Source organism: Vibrio splendidus 12E03, assembly GCF_000272105.2.
Classification (GTDB): domain Bacteria; phylum Pseudomonadota; class Gammaproteobacteria; order Enterobacterales; family Vibrionaceae; genus Vibrio; species Vibrio splendidus_I.
Genome location: NZ_AJZD02000183.1, coordinates 110,198 through 127,015, shown reverse-complemented (window position 1 = coordinate 127,015; position 16,818 = coordinate 110,198). Strand labels below are relative to the sequence as shown.

16 protein-coding genes and 1 other annotated feature are annotated in these 16,818 nt (G+C 45.4%); of the genes, 9 read left to right on the top strand and 7 right to left on the bottom strand.

Annotated elements, in window-relative coordinates:
* Nucleotides 1–294: 294 nt before the first annotated feature.
* From pgsA to uvrY, 3 genes are read right to left on the bottom strand one after another with little or no spacing between them, the layout of a single operon-like run.
* Entirely contained in the window at nt 295–852 is a 558-nt protein-coding gene (gene pgsA / locus A142_RS13140) for a CDP-diacylglycerol--glycerol-3-phosphate 3-phosphatidyltransferase (protein ID WP_019821134.1), read from the bottom strand.
* 46 nt (nt 853–898) lie between these two features.
* The gene (gene uvrC, locus A142_RS13135) at nt 899–2,731 is read right to left on the bottom strand and encodes an excinuclease ABC subunit UvrC (RefSeq protein WP_029405348.1); all 1,833 of its coding nucleotides are present in this window, start codon (nt 2,729–2,731) and stop codon (nt 899–901) included.
* A 15-nt stretch (nt 2,732–2,746) separates the two neighbouring features.
* On the bottom strand, nt 2,747–3,391 hold the full coding sequence (gene uvrY, locus A142_RS13130) for a UvrY/SirA/GacA family response regulator transcription factor (RefSeq protein ID WP_004729778.1): 645 nt from the start codon (nt 3,389–3,391) through the stop codon (nt 2,747–2,749).
* A gap of 426 nt (nt 3,392–3,817) precedes the next feature.
* On the opposite strand from uvrY, the gene A142_RS13125 reads away from it, so the two are divergent.
* Nucleotides 3,818–6,181 (top strand): DNA polymerase II, encoded by a 2,364-nt coding sequence (locus A142_RS13125; RefSeq protein WP_019821131.1) that lies wholly within the window; start codon nt 3,818–3,820, stop codon nt 6,179–6,181.
* An 84-nt stretch (nt 6,182–6,265) separates the two neighbouring features.
* Here A142_RS13125 and A142_RS13120 read toward each other — a convergent pair whose 3' ends face one another.
* The gene (locus tag A142_RS13120; protein ID WP_019821130.1) at nt 6,266–7,033 is read right to left on the bottom strand and encodes an elongation factor P; all 768 of its coding nucleotides are present in this window, start codon (nt 7,031–7,033) and stop codon (nt 6,266–6,268) included.
* 137 nt (nt 7,034–7,170) lie between these two features.
* Between A142_RS13120 and efpL the strand changes: the two genes are divergently transcribed.
* From efpL to A142_RS13105, 3 genes are all read left to right on the top strand, one after another.
* Nucleotides 7,171–7,740, top strand: a complete 570-nt coding sequence (efpL, locus tag A142_RS13115) for an elongation factor P-like protein EfpL (protein WP_004741259.1) — start codon at nt 7,171–7,173, stop codon at nt 7,738–7,740.
* Between the two features lie 10 nt (nt 7,741–7,750).
* Nucleotides 7,751–8,080, top strand: a complete 330-nt coding sequence (locus tag A142_RS13110) for an HI1450 family dsDNA-mimic protein (RefSeq protein ID WP_004741258.1) — start codon at nt 7,751–7,753, stop codon at nt 8,078–8,080.
* A 147-nt stretch (nt 8,081–8,227) separates the two neighbouring features.
* Complete coding sequence (locus tag A142_RS13105) at nt 8,228–8,710, top strand: RNA methyltransferase (RefSeq protein ID WP_004741257.1); 483 nt, start codon at nt 8,228–8,230, stop codon at nt 8,708–8,710.
* Between the two features lie 216 nt (nt 8,711–8,926).
* Here the strand turns inward: A142_RS13105 and rluB are convergent, their stop codons facing one another.
* The 3 genes from rluB to rnm form a co-directional block, all read right to left on the bottom strand.
* The gene (gene rluB, locus A142_RS13100) at nt 8,927–9,958 is read right to left on the bottom strand and encodes a 23S rRNA pseudouridine(2605) synthase RluB (protein ID WP_019821128.1); all 1,032 of its coding nucleotides are present in this window, start codon (nt 9,956–9,958) and stop codon (nt 8,927–8,929) included.
* Nucleotides 9,959–10,118: 160 nt separating this feature from the next.
* Nucleotides 10,119–10,739, bottom strand: coding sequence for an L-threonylcarbamoyladenylate synthase (locus A142_RS13095; RefSeq protein ID WP_004741255.1), 621 nt, complete (start codon nt 10,737–10,739; stop codon nt 10,119–10,121).
* Between the two features lie 55 nt (nt 10,740–10,794).
* The gene (gene rnm / locus A142_RS13090; RefSeq protein ID WP_008224411.1) at nt 10,795–11,664 is read right to left on the bottom strand and encodes an RNase RNM; all 870 of its coding nucleotides are present in this window, start codon (nt 11,662–11,664) and stop codon (nt 10,795–10,797) included.
* 119 nt (nt 11,665–11,783) lie between these two features.
* Here rnm and A142_RS13085 point away from each other — a divergent pair, with 119 nt between their 5' ends.
* The 5 genes from A142_RS13085 to trpCF all read left to right on the top strand — a co-directional run bounded on the left by A142_RS13085 (nt 11,784) and on the right by trpCF (nt 16,766).
* Nucleotides 11,784–11,909: a hypothetical protein gene (locus A142_RS13085; RefSeq protein WP_004741253.1), complete on the top strand. Its 126-nt coding sequence runs from the start codon at nt 11,784–11,786 to the stop codon at nt 11,907–11,909.
* Nucleotides 11,856–11,970, top strand: a sequence feature (Trp leader region). (Overlaps the previous gene by 54 nt.)
* Nucleotides 11,971–12,095: 125 nt before the next feature.
* A complete protein-coding gene (locus tag A142_RS13080) occupies nt 12,096–13,685 on the top strand; it encodes an anthranilate synthase component 1 (protein ID WP_029405347.1) in 1,590 nt (529 codons plus the stop codon).
* 2 nt (nt 13,686–13,687) lie between these two features.
* On the top strand, nt 13,688–14,296 hold the full coding sequence (locus tag A142_RS13075) for an aminodeoxychorismate/anthranilate synthase component II (protein WP_019821126.1): 609 nt from the start codon (nt 13,688–13,690) through the stop codon (nt 14,294–14,296).
* 9 nt (nt 14,297–14,305) lie between these two features.
* Entirely contained in the window at nt 14,306–15,301 is a 996-nt protein-coding gene (trpD, locus tag A142_RS13070) for an anthranilate phosphoribosyltransferase (RefSeq protein ID WP_019821125.1), read from the top strand.
* Nucleotides 15,302–15,326: 25 nt separating this feature from the next.
* Complete coding sequence (gene trpCF, locus A142_RS13065) at nt 15,327–16,766, top strand: bifunctional indole-3-glycerol-phosphate synthase TrpC/phosphoribosylanthranilate isomerase TrpF (protein WP_019821124.1); 1,440 nt, start codon at nt 15,327–15,329, stop codon at nt 16,764–16,766.
* Nucleotides 16,767–16,818: the final 52 nt, after the last annotated feature.

Genomic DNA, 16,818 nt, shown 5'->3' with positions numbered 1-16,818 from the left:
CGCTGCATAGCCACTCTGCCAAGGCGCCTTAGTAACTCCAATCGAATAGCTCATTGCCATCCTCTTGGGTACGGGATGCATTCTACGGATTCAGACGATTGAGTCAATATTATTTTTGTATTTTTAATTCGTTTGAATAGATTTCATACGAAACAGGCCAAATAGCTGACTTTATGTTCAAAACACACTGTGAGCAGGTTATTCAAAGGAGATCTATATCACATTAGATATCCACTATTGATAACTTAACCTTAGGTTAAAGATCAAAAAAGCGAGCCTCAGCTCGCTTCTTCATCAATGATGTTTTTCGTCTAACAAGTCGTCTTTGGCAGCCATCAAGTATTGCGCCATCGACCAGTAGGTTAGAATCGTTGCAACGTAGAGCGCGATGTAACCAACCCAAACCATCCAATCGTCATAACGCCAAATAAGCACCCACAACGCGAACATCTGAGAAACCGTTTTAACCTTACCGACCCAAGATACTGCAACACTTGCACGTTTACCGATTTCAGCCATCCATTCACGAAGCGCTGAAATGATGATCTCACGAGCTATCATGGTCACTGCTGGGATAGTCACCCAAATCGAGTGGTAATGCTCAGTAATCAGGATAAGAGCCGTAGCAACCAACACTTTGTCAGCCACCGGATCAATAAAGGCACCGAAGCGAGACGTTTGCCCTAACTTACGAGCTAGCATGCCATCTAGCCAATCAGTGAAACCTGCTACCCAAAACACCATCGCAGCAGCAAAAGGAGCCCATTGATAAGGTAGATAGAAAACGACAACGAATACTGGGATCAAAAATAGTCTCAGTAATGACAAAATATTAGGTATATTCAAACGCATATTATTGGGCTCTTATTAATTGCGCTTTAATGGTGCGGGATTTTTACTATTGTTTCAATGCTTGATAAATGTTTTCTGCCAAAGAATGACTAATGCCCGGCACTTTGGCTATTTCTTCGACAGTTGCACGCTTAAGTTCTTGTAAGCCACCCATATATTTCAGCAAAGCTTGACGACGCTTAGGTCCAACACCTTCAATTCCTTCCAAAGCACTGGTTCTTCGCGTTTTACCACGTTTCGCCCTATGCCCTGCAATCGCGTGATTATGGCTTTCATCACGGATGTGTTGGATAAGGTGCAGTGCTGGAGCATCACTGGGTAAATTGAACTCTTCCCCTTCTAAAGTCACTAGAGTCTCTAAACCCGGTTTACGAGTCACGCCTTTCGCAATACCCATCATTCTTGGTCTAAACGGCCAATCACCCCAATATTGAGAAATGATCTCATGCGCGCGGTTTAGCTGACCTTTACCACCATCGATAAAGATGATGTCTGGGATCTTGTCGACATCGAGTTGCTTCGAGTAACGTCTCTCAAGCGCCTGAGCCATCGCAGCGTAGTCATCACCACCGGTAATACCTGTGATGTTGTAACGACGGTACTCAGGTTTCACCGGGCCTTCCTGATTGAACACCACACAAGACGCAATCGTGCTTTCACCCATGGTATGACTGATATCGAAACATTCCATGCGCTTAATCGCATCCATCGACAGCACTTCTTGTAGCTCTTTGAAGCGCTGATTGATGGTCATCTTGTGATTAATCTTGGTCGTAATCGCCGTTAACGCATTGGTGTTCGACAATTTAAGGTAACGACCACGAGTACCAGAAGGGTTTGTGTTGAAATGGATCTTACGACCTGCAACTTCACACAAAGCTTCTTGGATTGGTGTGACGTCTTCCATCAGGTCCGCGTTCAGAATCAAACGGGTTGGAATGGTTCTCGCTTCATTATGCGCTAGATAGTATTGGCTTAAAAAGCTCGAAAAGACCTCTTCGCGTACCGTATTGTTTGGAATTTTAGGGAAATGGCTTCTACTGCCTAAAACCTTGCCTTGGCGAATCATCAAGATATGAATACACGCTACGCCATTCTCTTGAGCAAAGCCCAACACGTCCATATCTTCCATTGAGTCGTCAGATACATACTGTTGTTCTTGCACGCGTCGAATCGCTTGGATTTGGTCACGGAAAGCGGCAGCTTGCTCAAAGCGAAGCTCTCGGCTTGCTATATCCATCTTCTCGATGAGAGTCTCTAGCACCAGTTTATCTTTCCCTTGTAGGAATAGACGAACATAGTCGATAAGCTCGCTGTACTCTTCGTCAGAGATAATCGAGCTGACACATGGCGCAGCACAACGGCCAATCTGATACATCAAACATGGACGTGTTCTGTTGGCATAAACCGTATCTTCACACTGGCGGGCAGGAAAGATTTTTTGTATTAGGTGTAGCGTCTCACGCACAGCGCCGGAATCAGGATAAGGACCAAAGTATTCACCCTTTTTCTTTTTAGCGCCGCGGTGCATCGACAAACGAGGATGCTTGTGGCCGCTAATGAAAATATAAGGGTACGACTTATCATCACGCAAGAGTACGTTGTATTTCGGTAGGTACTGCTTGATGTAGTTATGCTCAAGAATAAGAGCTTCGGTTTCCGTGTGAGTTACAGTGACATCGATCTTGTCAATATTGCTGACTAGAGCGCGTGTTTTTTCACTGTCGACTTTTTTACGAAAATAACTAGAAAGGCGTTTTTTGAGGTTCTTAGCTTTACCGACGTAGATAACGACAGCCTCGGCGTTATACATTCGATAAACGCCGGGCTGCTCTGTTACTGTCTTGAGGAATGAGACTGAGTCAAACAAGTTGGTCACTATACGATCTCAGTGTTAAAGGGTCTCAGTGTCTAACATTCCATGTCTAATCGCTAAATGCGTCAGCTCTACATCGCCACTGATATCCAGCTTGCTGAACAAACGGTAGCGGTAACTGTTGACTGTTTTAGGACTTAGATTGAGTTGTTCTGAAATATCCGTCACTTTCTGACCTTTGGTAATCATCATCATGATTTGAAGTTCACGTTCAGATAAGTCTGCGAATGGATTTTCAGACGCAGGAGAGAATTGGCTCAAAGCCATCTGCTGCGCAATTTCTGGTGAAATGTATCGTTGGCCACTGTTAACCACTCGAATTGCATTTACCATTTCATCCGGACCTGCCCCTTTAGTAAGGTAACCAGCAGCTCCAGCTTGCATCACTTTAGTTGGAAACGGATTTTCCGTATGAACAGTTAAAACGATGATTTTAACATCAGGGTTGAAACGCAAGATTTTCTTGGTTGCCTCTAAGCCACCAATACCAGGCATATTCATATCCATCAAAATAACGTCAGTATTGTTAGTACGACACCATTTTGCAGCATCTTCACCGCTTTCAGCTTCCCCTGCTACGTTCATTCCACGGACGTCTTCAATAATACGTCGTATCCCTGTGCGAACCAGCTCGTGATCATCTACAAGGAAAACATTTATCAAACTTGTATCTCCACACTATTAATTGGCTCTGCAACCACTGTGTCGTTTCATCTGTTTGAAACAATTGAACAAAGGAACAGTGGATCGCAGCATTGAGTACATCTTAACTTAATTACTAAAAAAAAGCTCTGTTGAATATGTGCTGAAACACGAACTTTAGCAAGTACTTATTAACAAATAAGCTAACTAAAACAACAAGCTTTTTCTAAAAATCAACCAGTTAAAACAACACCCAATAAAATTACACAAGATAAAGATATTTTCAATACCATTGAATAACCATTCGCGACAATTTCACTTATTTGCTTATAGAGTCCCGTTATTTGCCTCTGTTAACTAGAATTTAGTTAGTATTTTTGCTGCCTGTTGTGCGCTGAGGGTCGCTAAGTGGTAGTATTCGATTCCCAATTTCAATAGGTTAATACATTGGATATTCAGCAAGGCTTTGTACTTACAAGACAAGCGAGAGATTTTTCAGGGCGCACGCAAATCGACTTGTGGTTAAGCACCCCTCAAGGCCCTACTCTGCTGACCATTCCAAATGAAAAACCTGTATTTTTTGTCGCTCAATCTGATTTAGAAGCATGTCAGACAATCGCAGCCAAAGAGTCGATTGATTGCCAATTTAAGCCTCTAGAACTAGCCACATTCGAGCAAACACCTCTCGCCGCGTGTTACACCTCGCTGTCGAGAAGTAGCTTTGGTTTAGCGCAAGCCTTCCATAACGAAGAAATCCAAACCTTTGAAAGCGATATTCGACTCGCTGACCGATTCTTGATGGAACGCTTTATCAAAGGAAGTATTGAGTTCACGGGTACCGCGGTACAAAAGAGCCAGCATCGCAGAGTCTCAAATGCGAAATGCCGAGCGGGCGACTACTTACCCAATCTATCTGTCGTCTCGCTTGATATTGAATGTTCAGAAAAAGGCGTGCTTTATTCGATTGGTCTAGACAGCCCGATGGATAGCCGAGTGATCATGGTCGGCGTCCCTCAAGAAGCCGGCACCAACATCCAATGGGTTGCCAACGAAAAAGCTCTTCTTGAAGCCATGATTATGTGGTTCTCTGAATTTGACCCTGACATCATCATTGGTTGGAATGTTATCGACTTCGACTTTAGGCTGCTGCACAAACGTTCAGAATGGAACGAAGTAAAGCTAAATATCGGTAGAGACAATCAACCAAGCTTTTTCCGTAGCTCTGCACAGAATCAGCAGGGGTTTATCACTATCCCAGGGCGCGTTGTCTTGGATGGTATCGATATGCTTAAAACGGCGACCTACCACTTCCGGTCTTGGTCACTGGAGTCGGTATCGCAAGAGTTACTTGGCGAAGGTAAAGACATCCATAACGTTCATGACCGCATGGATGAGATTAACCGGATGTTTAAGTTCGATAAGCCTTCACTGGCTAAGTACAACCTTCAAGACTGTGTGTTGGTAAACCGAATCTTTGAACATACCCACCTACTCGATTTTGCGATTGAGCGTTCGCGACTGACTGGTGTCGAGCTTGATCGTGTTGGCGGTTCTGTTGCTGCTTTTACTAATTTGTACCTACCACAGATACACAGAGCGGGTTATGTCGCACCTAACTTAGAGCCTGAGAACTGGATTGCGAGCCCCGGTGGTTATGTTATGGATTCAATTCCCAACCTGTACGACTCTGTATTGGTGCTCGACTTCAAGAGCCTATACCCATCAATCATCCGTTCGTTCCTGATTGACCCTATGGGGCTGATTGAAGGATTGAAGCTGGAACTAGGCCCAGACGAAAACCAAGCGGTCGAGGGTTTTAGAGGTGGTCAATTCCACCGCTCTAAGCACTTTCTACCAGAGATGATCGAAAACCTATGGGCTGCACGTGATGTGGCTAAGAAGAACAACGAAAAGGCGTTCTCTCAAGCGATTAAGATCATCATGAACTCATTCTATGGGGTGCTAGGTTCGTCTGGTTGTCGTTTCTTCGATACTCGCTTGGCGTCCTCTATCACCATGCGTGGTCATGAGATCATGAAGCAAACCAAGATTCTAATCGAAGACAAAGGCTATCAAGTGATCTACGGAGATACCGATTCAACCTTCGTGTCTCTGAATGGTAGTTTTGAACAGGAGCAAGCGGACGAGATTGGTCACACCCTTGTGGCTTACATCAACGATTGGTGGACGAATCACTTAAAAGAAACCTACAACCTAACCTCTATACTCGAATTGGAATATGAGACTCACTATCGCAAGTTTCTTATGCCAACCATTCGAGGTTCAGAAACTGGCTCGAAGAAGCGCTATGCCGGTTTAATCAATCAAGGTGACCAAGAGAAAATCATCTTCAAAGGGCTTGAGAGTGCAAGAACAGACTGGACACCACTCGCGCAACAGTTCCAACAAACCTTGTATGAAATGGTCTTCCACGACCAAGACCCAACCGACTACGTCAGACAGTTTGTTGATGAGACTTCAGCAGGTAAGCATGACGACTTGCTGGTTTACCAAAAGCGCCTGCGTCGCAAGTTGCATGAGTACCAAAAGAACATTCCGCCACAAGTTCGGGCTGCCAGAATGGCTGATGAGGTCAATGCAAAACTAGGGCGCCCACTTCAGTACCAAAACAAAGGACGTATTGAATACTTGATTACCTTGAATGGCCCAGAGCCCAAAGAGTATTTGAAGAGTGGTATCGATTATCAGCATTACATCGATAAGCAGATTAAACCGGTGGCAGAAGCAATCTTGCCTTTCATTGGTTTAGATTTTGAGAGAGTCAGTGGGCAGCAATTAGGCTTATTCTAAGATTCGTATCGAGGTTCAATCAAAACAAAAAAGCAGAGGAATGTTCAATTCGCTCTGCTTTTTATATCTGTAGGTTACGAAGTTCTATCCGATTCGAAACTCTGTTTTCTGGTATTGCTTAACCAGCCATTCCCCAAACCCATCCAGAATGCCAATCACTGAACGTTTCGGAATCGGTCGGCCTGAAAGCAATATACCCAGTCGTTGGATTTCGACTTCTCTGTCTGGGTGATACTTCAAGAACTGCTGACCACAAGCAACGGGGTTATCAAACCAATACTTATCACGATACATTACCAAAGAGTAGCTCGCTCGTAGCAGCTTCTTGGCGATGATCACTTGCGCTGCGACTTGCTGTTCAGGCGTTGTTGCTCGCGCAATTTTGTTTCGATATACCGCTAACCAGTTTTCAACGTCCATATTCCAATGCTTGGCTATTTCCCAACTGGTTTCGAAATCACCATAACAATCTGATAAGTCTTCACCGTATACACACACCGACAGGTGCTTGAGCATAAAACCCCACGTGAAGATATTGTCGAAGTCGACCACTTCACTCACCAATGTGGTTTTTATTGCCACTTGAGTGACTTGAGGAAAGCTCTTTTGGAAGCGCCATTTAATGGTGTTTAACAGCGTAGTTCGCTGCTCAGGAAACGGACGGTGTGTCACCACAACCACGTCAAGATTTGAGCGACCAGCTACAGCTTGCTTGCGAGCAACACTGCCATAAATATAGACACTGTGAAGATTAGAACCCAGCCCACCTTTTAAGAAGGTAATCAGATCGTTAACCACAGGTTGAAATTCGGGTTGAAAAGGCTGTGTAGGGTCAATAACAGGTAACTGCATAGGTCGTTTCGGCAAATAAAATCATGATTTAACTGTGACTCTATGATCGCTTAGGTGACTTTATGATTCAAGCTATTCCTATTTATAGCATCTCCGAGATATAATCAGCGGATAGACCCACTAAGGACAAACACAAAATGCCTAGAGCAAGTGAAATTAAAAAAGGTTTTGCTATCACAGTAGAAAGCAAAACAGTCATTGTTAAAGATATCGAAGTAACAACACCAGGTGGCCGTGGCGGTCAAAAGATTTACCGTTTCCGTGGTAACGACGTAGCAACTGGCGTTAAAACTGAAGTTCGCCACAAGGCTGACGAAATCGTTGAAACGATCGATGTAACAAAGCGTGCAGTAATGTTCTCTTACGTTGATGGCAACGAGTACATCTTCATGGACAACGAAGATTACACACAATTCATCTTCAACGGTGAAACTATCGAAGACGAACTACTGTTCATCAACGAAGACACTCAAGGTATGTACGCTATCCTTATCGACGGCAACGCAGCAACACTTGAGCTACCAACGTCTGTTGAGCTAGTTATCGAAGAGACTGACCCTTCAATCAAAGGTGCATCAGCGTCTGCTCGTACTAAGCCTGCTCGTCTTTCTACAGGTCTTACTATCCAAGTGCCTGAGTACATCGCGACTGGCGACAAAGTAGTAGTAAACACTGCTGAACGTAAATACATGAACCGCGCAAGCTAAGATACTTATTATGACCGAAGCTAACGACCTAATGTCTTATGACGACGCAATTGATACTGCATACGACATCTTCCTAGAGATGGCACCCGATAACCTTGAACCTGCAGATGTGATTCTATTCACGGCTCAGTTTGAAGACCGTGGCGCTGCAGAGCTTGTTGAAACAGGTGATGATTGGGTTGAACATGTTGGCTTTGAAGTCGACAAAGAAATCTACGCAGAAGTGCGCATTGGTCTTGTGAATGAAGCTGATGACGTTCTAGACGACGTATTTGCTCGAATGCTAATCAGCCGTGACCCGGAGCATAAGTTCTGTCACATGCTGTGGAAGCGCGACTAATTCGACTGCTAACGCTCAACTTCATGAGTAAACAAGCACTCATGTAAACGAGTTAAAAATCTAGCCGAGCCACTTGCTCGGCTATTTTTATCACGCTACTTCCCTGCATGAGAACTCTCTTTCTTTATCAACTTTATATTCACTGATATGACCAAAGCAAAAACAGACACACAATCCAAAGGCTATGCCTGCATTGGCCTAGTTAACCCAAAGACGCCTGAAAACGTAGGCTCTGTAATGCGAGCGGCTGGCTGCTACGGCGCTAACTCTGTGTTCTACACAGGCACACGCTACGATCATGCGCGAAAATTCCATACCGACACCAAAGAGAAGCACTTAGAGCTGCCACTGATTGGCGTTGAAGAGCTGAAAGACATTATTCCAGTAGGCTGCGTGCCTGTGGCCGTTGATCTGATTGAAGGTGCGAAGCCTCTACCGGATTACAAACACCCACCACGCGCGTTTTATATTTTTGGCCCAGAAGATGGCACGCTAAAGAAAGAGATCACTGATTTCTGCCGCGACACGATTTACGTTCCAACCAATGGTTGCATGAACCTCGCTGCATCTGTGAACGTGGTGCTTTACGACCGCTTGGCGAAGGGTGATAACTTTTCGAATCATAAGTAGAAGATACGAGATACGAACAGATTATAGATGCGCGTAAACGAGATAAGAGATGCGAAGAGCACGCTTACTGCGTTTATGGCAGCATGTTTTCGATACTCGGTTACTCGCATCCCGCATCTTCTATTTGTTCAGATGTAAAAAAACCTGCTAAGTTAGCAGGTTTTTAGTATTCAGTGCTTTAAAACAATAAAGCTTTAAGCTTAAGAAGTCATGTAATTACTGACGTGTTCTTGGCTTAGCTGGTTTAGCTGGACGACCATTGTTCATCTTTGGCTTGCTTTTGTTAGCCTGAGGCTTGCCTTTTGCTGCTGGTGCACTGCGACCTGAATCAGGTGTTGTAGTACCACGAGTAGCTGGCTTCTTACGTTTAGCTTGGTGGCTACGGCCTTTTGGCGCATTTGCGCGCTCTTCGTGACGCTTAACAGCACGACGAATTTTCTGGCTACGAGAACGCTCACGCTTGCGAGAAGTGTTTGAAGGATCAAGGTCCAACAGTGTCTCTTTCTCTGGCTTAAGTTCTACAAGCTCACGCAGGTAGTTTACTTCTTGAAGATCTAGCTCTTTCCAACCGCCACGAGGCAGTTTCTTGTCAAGGTAGATATCACCGTAACGTACACGCTTCAAGCGGCTTACTGTTGTTTCTTGTGATTCCCAAAGACGACGAACCTCACGGTTACGACCTTCGTTAATCGCTACGTAGAAAGTATGGTTCATACCTTCACCACCAGCGTAAACCACATCTTCGAAACGAGCCATGCCGTCTTCTAGTTCAACACCGCGCACAAGGTTCTTAACCTTCTGCTCAGTAACTTCACCAAATACACGTACTAGGTACTCACGCTCAACCTGACGGCTTGGGTGCATTAGACGGTTTGCAAGTTCACCATCGGTTGTGAAAAGCAAAAGACCAGACGTGTTCGCATCAAGACGACCAACCGAAATCCAACGAGAACCACGGATCTTAGGTAGACGATCGAAAACTGTGCGGCGACCTTCAGGATCATGACGAGTACATAGCTCACCTTCAGGTTTGTAGTAAGCAAGTACACGACAAACCACTTCTTCAGACGCTTTACCTGAAACAGTATGGCCATCGATACGGATCACTGAGTTCTCGTCTTCAAGACGCTCGCCCAGTTTCGCAACTTGCCCGTTAACACTTACACGGCCAGATTTGATTAAACCTTCTAGTTCACGACGAGAACCGTGACCAGCTCGCGCTAAAACCTTCTGTAATTTTTCGCTCATTTACTCTTTTCTACCTAATTGTCGTCTTCACAGACGTCGAATGAATTTTTCGCGACCAAATCGCGGTCGCGTATTATCGCAAATTACCTGCCAAAAAGCACTTGTTATTTACTTATGGCAGGCGCTCTGTATCGTTACAGACTGTTAACCAGTAATGCGATTATTCAAACGGCGCTGGATCACCGGCACCACGGCGCAGAATGACAGCATCATCGTCGCTGAAGTCAATCACTGTGGTCGGTTGTTCACCTAAGTAGCCACCATTCAAAATAACATCAACAGCGTGTTCTAGGCTGTCGCGAATTTCTTCTGGATCCGACTCTGTTGTCTCATTACCCGGTAAGATAAGAGACGTAGACATCAATGGCTCACCCATCGCTTCTAACAGGTCTAGAGCGATCTTGTTGTCTGGTACACGAATACCAATGGTTTTACGTTTCGCGTTCATCAAACGCTTTGGCACTTCTTTGGTCGCTTTAAAAATAAACGTATAAGCACCTGGCGTATGAGCCTTAAGCAGACGAAAAGCAACGTTATCTACGCGTGCATACAGTGACAGCTCAGACAAGTCACGGCATAACAGAGTGAAGTTATGCTTATCGTCGATACGACGAATCTTACAAATACGTTCTAGTGCTTGTTTGTTCTCAAGCTGACAACCCAGCGCATAGCCTGAGTCTGTTGGATAAACCACAACACCGCCATTACGAACAATCGCAACCGCTTGATTGATTAAGCGTGCTTGTGGGTTATCTGGGTGTACATAAAAAAACTGGCTCATTATTGATCCTCGTTATCGAATCTCTCGACTCTATCATCAGAAGGAGCTGCTTCACTTAGATACTGACATCGCTATCAGATGGTGAAACCGTTTGAAACTCCCAATCTTTCCATACTTCTTCGACCCCAGAAGGTAGCCAGAGATTGCGTCCAAGTTCCATCCAAGGAGATGGATAATGGAAGTCGCTGCCTTGGGAGGCTAATAGTTTGTATTGTATAGCATAATCCGCAAGAGTGCGTCTTTCTTGTTGTGCTTGTTGAGGTTGTGCCACTTCCATCGCGTCGCCTTTTGCCTCAACAAATGCAGTCAGTAGACGCTTAACCCACTTAGCAGTAAAACCATATCGGCCTGGGTGCGCTAATACCGCTTGCCCACCAGCGGCGTGAATGGCCGTGACAGCATCACTCATTGAGCACCAAGTTGGTGGCACGTAACCCGGGTTATTGCGAGTAAGAAACTTTTTGAACACTTGCTGCATGGTTTTCGCATAACCGTTATCGACTAGCCACTTAGCAAAATGGGCGCGAGTGATCGGTGCATCGCCAGCAATCAACTTAACCTCTTCTAATACCCCTTCGCGTGTTGCTTTCTCAAGGCGCTGGGCAATCAGTTCGGCACGGCCAATACGGTGCTGCTTCTGTTGTTCAATAAGAGCTTTCAGCTCTGGAGACTCAGGGTCAACGTTTAAACCGACAATGTGGATATCTTTGTTTTGCCATACTGTGGAGATTTCGATGCCGTTAATCAGCTGAATAGGAAGATTGTTATCCGCAATATAGTTGCGCGCTTCAGCAAGCCCATCCGTCGTATCATGATCTGTAATCGCTAACGCTTCGATGTTAAAGCTTAGCGCTCGGTCAATTAGCTCAGGTGGAGTAAGTCGGCCATCTGAGGCTGTTGTATGACTATGTAGATCAATTCTCATATATTCTTTTCATTGTTTTCAATTTTTATCGTTATATTTGTGTCAACACACTTGACCCGCAAGCAGAAAACTAGTTAACTAGTACACAAATACGAAGTATCACATTTGATAGGTTCACCATGTTACAAGAATTTAACCAAGACCATAAAGATAAAGTTTTAGAACTTTCTTCAGTAGAAGCAAGTTCAGAGCTTAATTGGTGGCGCACTTGGACAAGTTCTTGGTGGGCTAACGTATACTTCTAATTAAACAGTTTGTTTATAAAAAAGTTATCACTAAGCCCGCTTCCATAGCGGGCTTTTTAATTTGTCGAACATCTCACATTCAACTGACTAACAAATCATCGAATTGACCATATTCTAGATTGGGTGAAAGGTATCTTTATGCGACTATGTACGGCAGGAAATTTAAAGAATCATAAAGGAGGTCTTGTGAACAAGGCCATTGAAATCAAAAAGCTGGGAACCATTGAGGTCATCAATTCTTCAGTTCCTTACTCGCAAGATCCAACCAGTGTTTTCCATACCTTGTGTGAAAACAAAACAGACAGTTTGCTGTTGGAATCTGCTGAGATTGAATCTAAACAGAACCTGACAAGCCTACTCCTTATCGACTCTGCTGTTCGCATTGTATGCCGCGAACATGAAGTAACCTTTCAAGCCCTGACTAAAAACGGTCAAGCGCTTATCGAACACCTAACTCAAAACGTGAAAGCAGAGATTAAATCTGATTTGACGGATAACTTACTGACGCTGACTTTTGTTGAGCCGAGCAACGAATTAGACGAAGACTCACGCTTAAGAGAAGCTTCTTCTTTCGATGCACTACGTTTGGTTCAGCACAGCTTTGAGCAAGACGCTGATAATAAGCACGCGTTATTCATGGCTGGCCTATTCGCTTACGACATCGTGGCGAACTTTGAACCGCTAGGCGATGCTGAAGCAACCAACAACTGCCCTGACTTTGTATTCTACGTGGCTGAAACCCTGCTTCGTTTCGACCACCAAGAGAACCAAGGTCTGCTTCACGCAAGCTTGTTCGCTCAAGACGACAGCATCAAAGCACAACTAACTGAGCGTTTAGCCGACATTCAAACACAATGTCAGTCACTCAAAGCCATCACGGAAGTGACGCCACTAGACAACGTGGAAGCGGTACCAAGCGTTTCTGATGAAGATTTCTGTCAAACGGTTCGTGACCTAAAAGAATACGTAGTAAAAGGCGATGTGTTCCAAGTCGTACCATCACGCCGCTTCACGCTGCCTTGCCCTGCTCCACTAGCCGCTTACAAAGAGCTTAAGCAAAGCAACCCAAGCCCTTACATGTTCTACATGCAAGATGAGCTATTTACGCTGTTTGGTGCTTCTCCAGAAAGCGCGCTGAAATACGAAACTGAAACCAACCAAATTGAGATCTACCCAATTGCGGGGACTCGTCGTCGCGGTAAGCGTCCTGATGGTCAAATCGATTTCGACCTAGACAGCCGTATCGAGCTTGAACTGCGCACCGACAAGAAAGAAAACGCTGAGCACATGATGCTTGTCGACCTAGCACGTAACGATGTGGCACGTATTGCCGAAGCCGGCACTCGCCACGTGGCAGACCTGCTAAAAGTAGACCGCTACAGCCATGTCATGCACTTGGTTTCTCGTGTTGTTGGTCAGCTACGTGAAGATTTAGATGCCCTACACGCTTACCAAGCTTGTATGAATATGGGCACCCTAACAGGCGCGCCAAAAATCCGTGCAATGCAGCTTATCCGTGATGTAGAAAAAACGCGTCGTGGTAGCTATGGCGGTGCGGTAGGTTACCTAACAGGTGAAGGCACGTTAGATACCTGTATCGTGATTCGCTCTGCTTACGTTGAAGATGGAATTGCACAAGTGCAAGCTGGTGCTGGTGTAGTTTTCGACTCAGATCCACAAGCAGAAGCCGATGAAACTCGCGGCAAAGCACAAGCGGTCATCTCAGCGATTCAAGCTGCTCACACTAAAAACATCTCTAACAAGAAGGAGTCGTAATCATGGCTGATATTGTATTCATCGATAACTTCGACTCATTCACTTACAACCTTGTAGACCAATTCCGTTCATTGGGTCACAACGTAAAAATATACCGTAACAACATCTCTGCAAAGGTAGTGGAAGCGGCAATCAACGAACTAGACAACCCTGTTGCTCTACTTTCACCAGGTCCTGGCGCTCCAGCAGACGCGGGCTGCATGCCTGAGTTAATTCAGCTGCTAAAAGGCAAGGTGCCAATGATTGGTATCTGCTTAGGCCACCAAGCGATCGTTGAAGCTTATGGCGGTACCGTTGCAGGCGCAGGCGAAATCATTCATGGTAAGGTGTCGATGATGGAGCACCAAAATCATGCGACTTACCAAGGCTTACCTTCTCCACTGGCTATTGCTCGCTACCACTCTCTGGTTGCTACCCATGTATCAGATAGTCTAACGGTAACCGCTGAAGTCGATGGTTTGGTCATGTCTGTGGTTCAAGAACAAGACAAAGTATGTGGATTCCAATTCCACCCAGAATCAATTATGACAACCTACGGTGCAACGCTTCTAGCGAACGCTATCGAATGGGCTCTTGAGAAGAACGACACTCTTGATAAAAAGGCTAACTAGGAAACGATCATGGAACAGATTAATAAACTTTACGAACAGCAGTCTCTTACTCAAGAAGAAAGCCAACAGTTATTCGACGTTATCATCAAGGGTGAACTAGACCCAATCCTGATGGCTTCTGCTCTGACTGCACTGAAAATCAAAGGCGAGACACCGGACGAAATCGCCGGTGCGGCGAAAGCACTGCTTGCTAATGCAAACCCGTTCCCACGCCCAGATTACGATTTTGCAGATATCGTAGGTACAGGCGGCGACGGTCACAACACCATTAATATTTCAACGACTTCAGCATTTGTAGCCGCTGCATGTGGTTTGAAAGTTGCGAAACACGGTAACCGCAGTGTATCGAGCAAATCAGGCTCTTCTGACCTACTGGATTCGTTTGGCATCAACCTAGCGATGACGGCGGAAGACACGCGTACGGCTGTCGATGAGCTTGGCGTAGCATTCCTATTTGCTCCGCAATACCACGGTGGCGTGCGTCACGCGATGCCAGTTCGTCAAACGATGAAAACACGTACTATCTTCAATATCCTTGGCCCACTGATTAACCCTGCTCGCCCTAACATCGAGCTAATGGGTGTTTACAGCAAAGAGCTTGTACGCCCTATCGCAGAAACCATGCTACAAATGGGTATGAAGCGCGCAGCAGTTGTTCACGGTAGCGGACTTGATGAAGTCGCCATTCACGGCGAAACGATCGTTGCGGAGATCAAAGATGGAGCAATTCACGAGTACACAGTGACACCGGCAGACTTTGGTTTGAACACTCACCCGCTTGAAGCAATCAAGGGCGGCGAGCCAGAAGAAAACAAAGCTATCACAACAGATATCCTGACGGGTAAAGGTACTGATGCTCAAGTTGGCGCAGTGGCAGTCAACGTTGCTCTACTGATGCGTCTGTTTGGTCACGAAGACCTAAAAGCCAACGCACAGCAAGCGATTGACGCAATGAACTCAGGCAAAGCTTACGAGCTTGTACAAAAGCTTGCTGCACACGCCTAACGAACGACGAATTGAGACAAAGAACATGACACAGACTACCGATAAACTGTCGACCCACGTTTCAGTCAAAGAAGCTGAAATGGCGGAAGTATTAGCAAAAATCGTTCGTGATAAATACCAATGGGTTGATGCACGTAAGCAGACTCAACCATTGGATGAGTTTAAAGCGTCACTAACTGCAACAGACCGCAGCTTTTATGATGCTCTGAGCGGAGAGCAAACAGTTTTCATCACTGAATGTAAAAAGGCATCTCCGTCAAAAGGTCTAATCCGTGACGAGTTTGACCTCGACTACATTGCGTCGGTTTACAACAACCACGCAAACGCGATTTCTGTGCTGACAGACGAGAAGTACTTCCAAGGTGACTTTGAGTTTTTACCTAAGGTTCGCAGCATTGCTAAGCAGCCTATCCTGTGTAAAGACTTCATGGTTGATACCTACCAAGTTTACTTAGCTCGTCACTACTCTGCAGATGCTATCTTGTTGATGCTATCGGTATTAGATGACGAAGAGTACCAAGCACTTGCTGAAGTTGCTCACTCGCTCAACATGGGTGTACTAACCGAAGTCAGTAACGAAGAAGAACTTCACCGCGCAGTCGCTCTAAACGCGAAAGTAATCGGTATTAACAACCGTAACTTACGTGACCTTTCGACTGATTTGAACCGTACTAAAGAGTTGGCACCATTGATTCGCGAACTGGCTCCAAACGCAGTCTTGATTTCAGAGTCTGGCATCTACACACATCAACAAGTACGTGACCTTTCAACGTTTGCAGATGGCTTCCTAATCGGTAGCTCTCTAATGGCAGAGAAGAACCTTGAGCTTGCGGTGCGTAAAGTAACGCTGGGCGAAAACAAGGTGTGTGGTTTAACTCACTCTGATGATGCAGCGAAAGCGTATCAAGCTGGTGCGGTATTCGGTGGTCTGATTTTCGTTGAAGCATCGAAGCGTCATGTGGATATCGAAGCGGCTCGTTTAACTATGAGTGGCGCACCTTTGAACTACGTGGGTGTGTTCCAAAACCACAGCGTAGCAGACGTTGCGAAAACGGTTTCTGAGCTAGGTTTATTTGCGGTGCAACTGCACGGTGATGAATCTCAAGCGTTTGTCGATGAGTTAAAACAGTCACTGCCTGAAAGCGTTGAGATTTGGAAAGCTTATGGTGTTGCTCCCGATGCTGAGAGCTCGCTACCAGAATTACTGGAAAGCAACGTGACTCGTCACCTGCTAGATACTAAAGTGGGTTCTCAAACAGGTGGCACAGGCCAAGTGTTCGATTGGAGCCTAATCAACAACCAAAGCGCAATCATGTTGGCGGGTGGCCTAAACCCAGAAAATGCCAACCAAGCGGCTAAGCTGGGCTGCTTAGGATTGGACCTAAACTCTGGCGTTGAATCCGCTCCAGGCAAAAAAGACGCAGACAAGCTGCAGCTTGCTTTTGCTGCGATTCGCAATTACTAGTCCAAACTCGGCGCTAGAAATTAGAAAGCAGAAACTAAAAACATATTTGTGA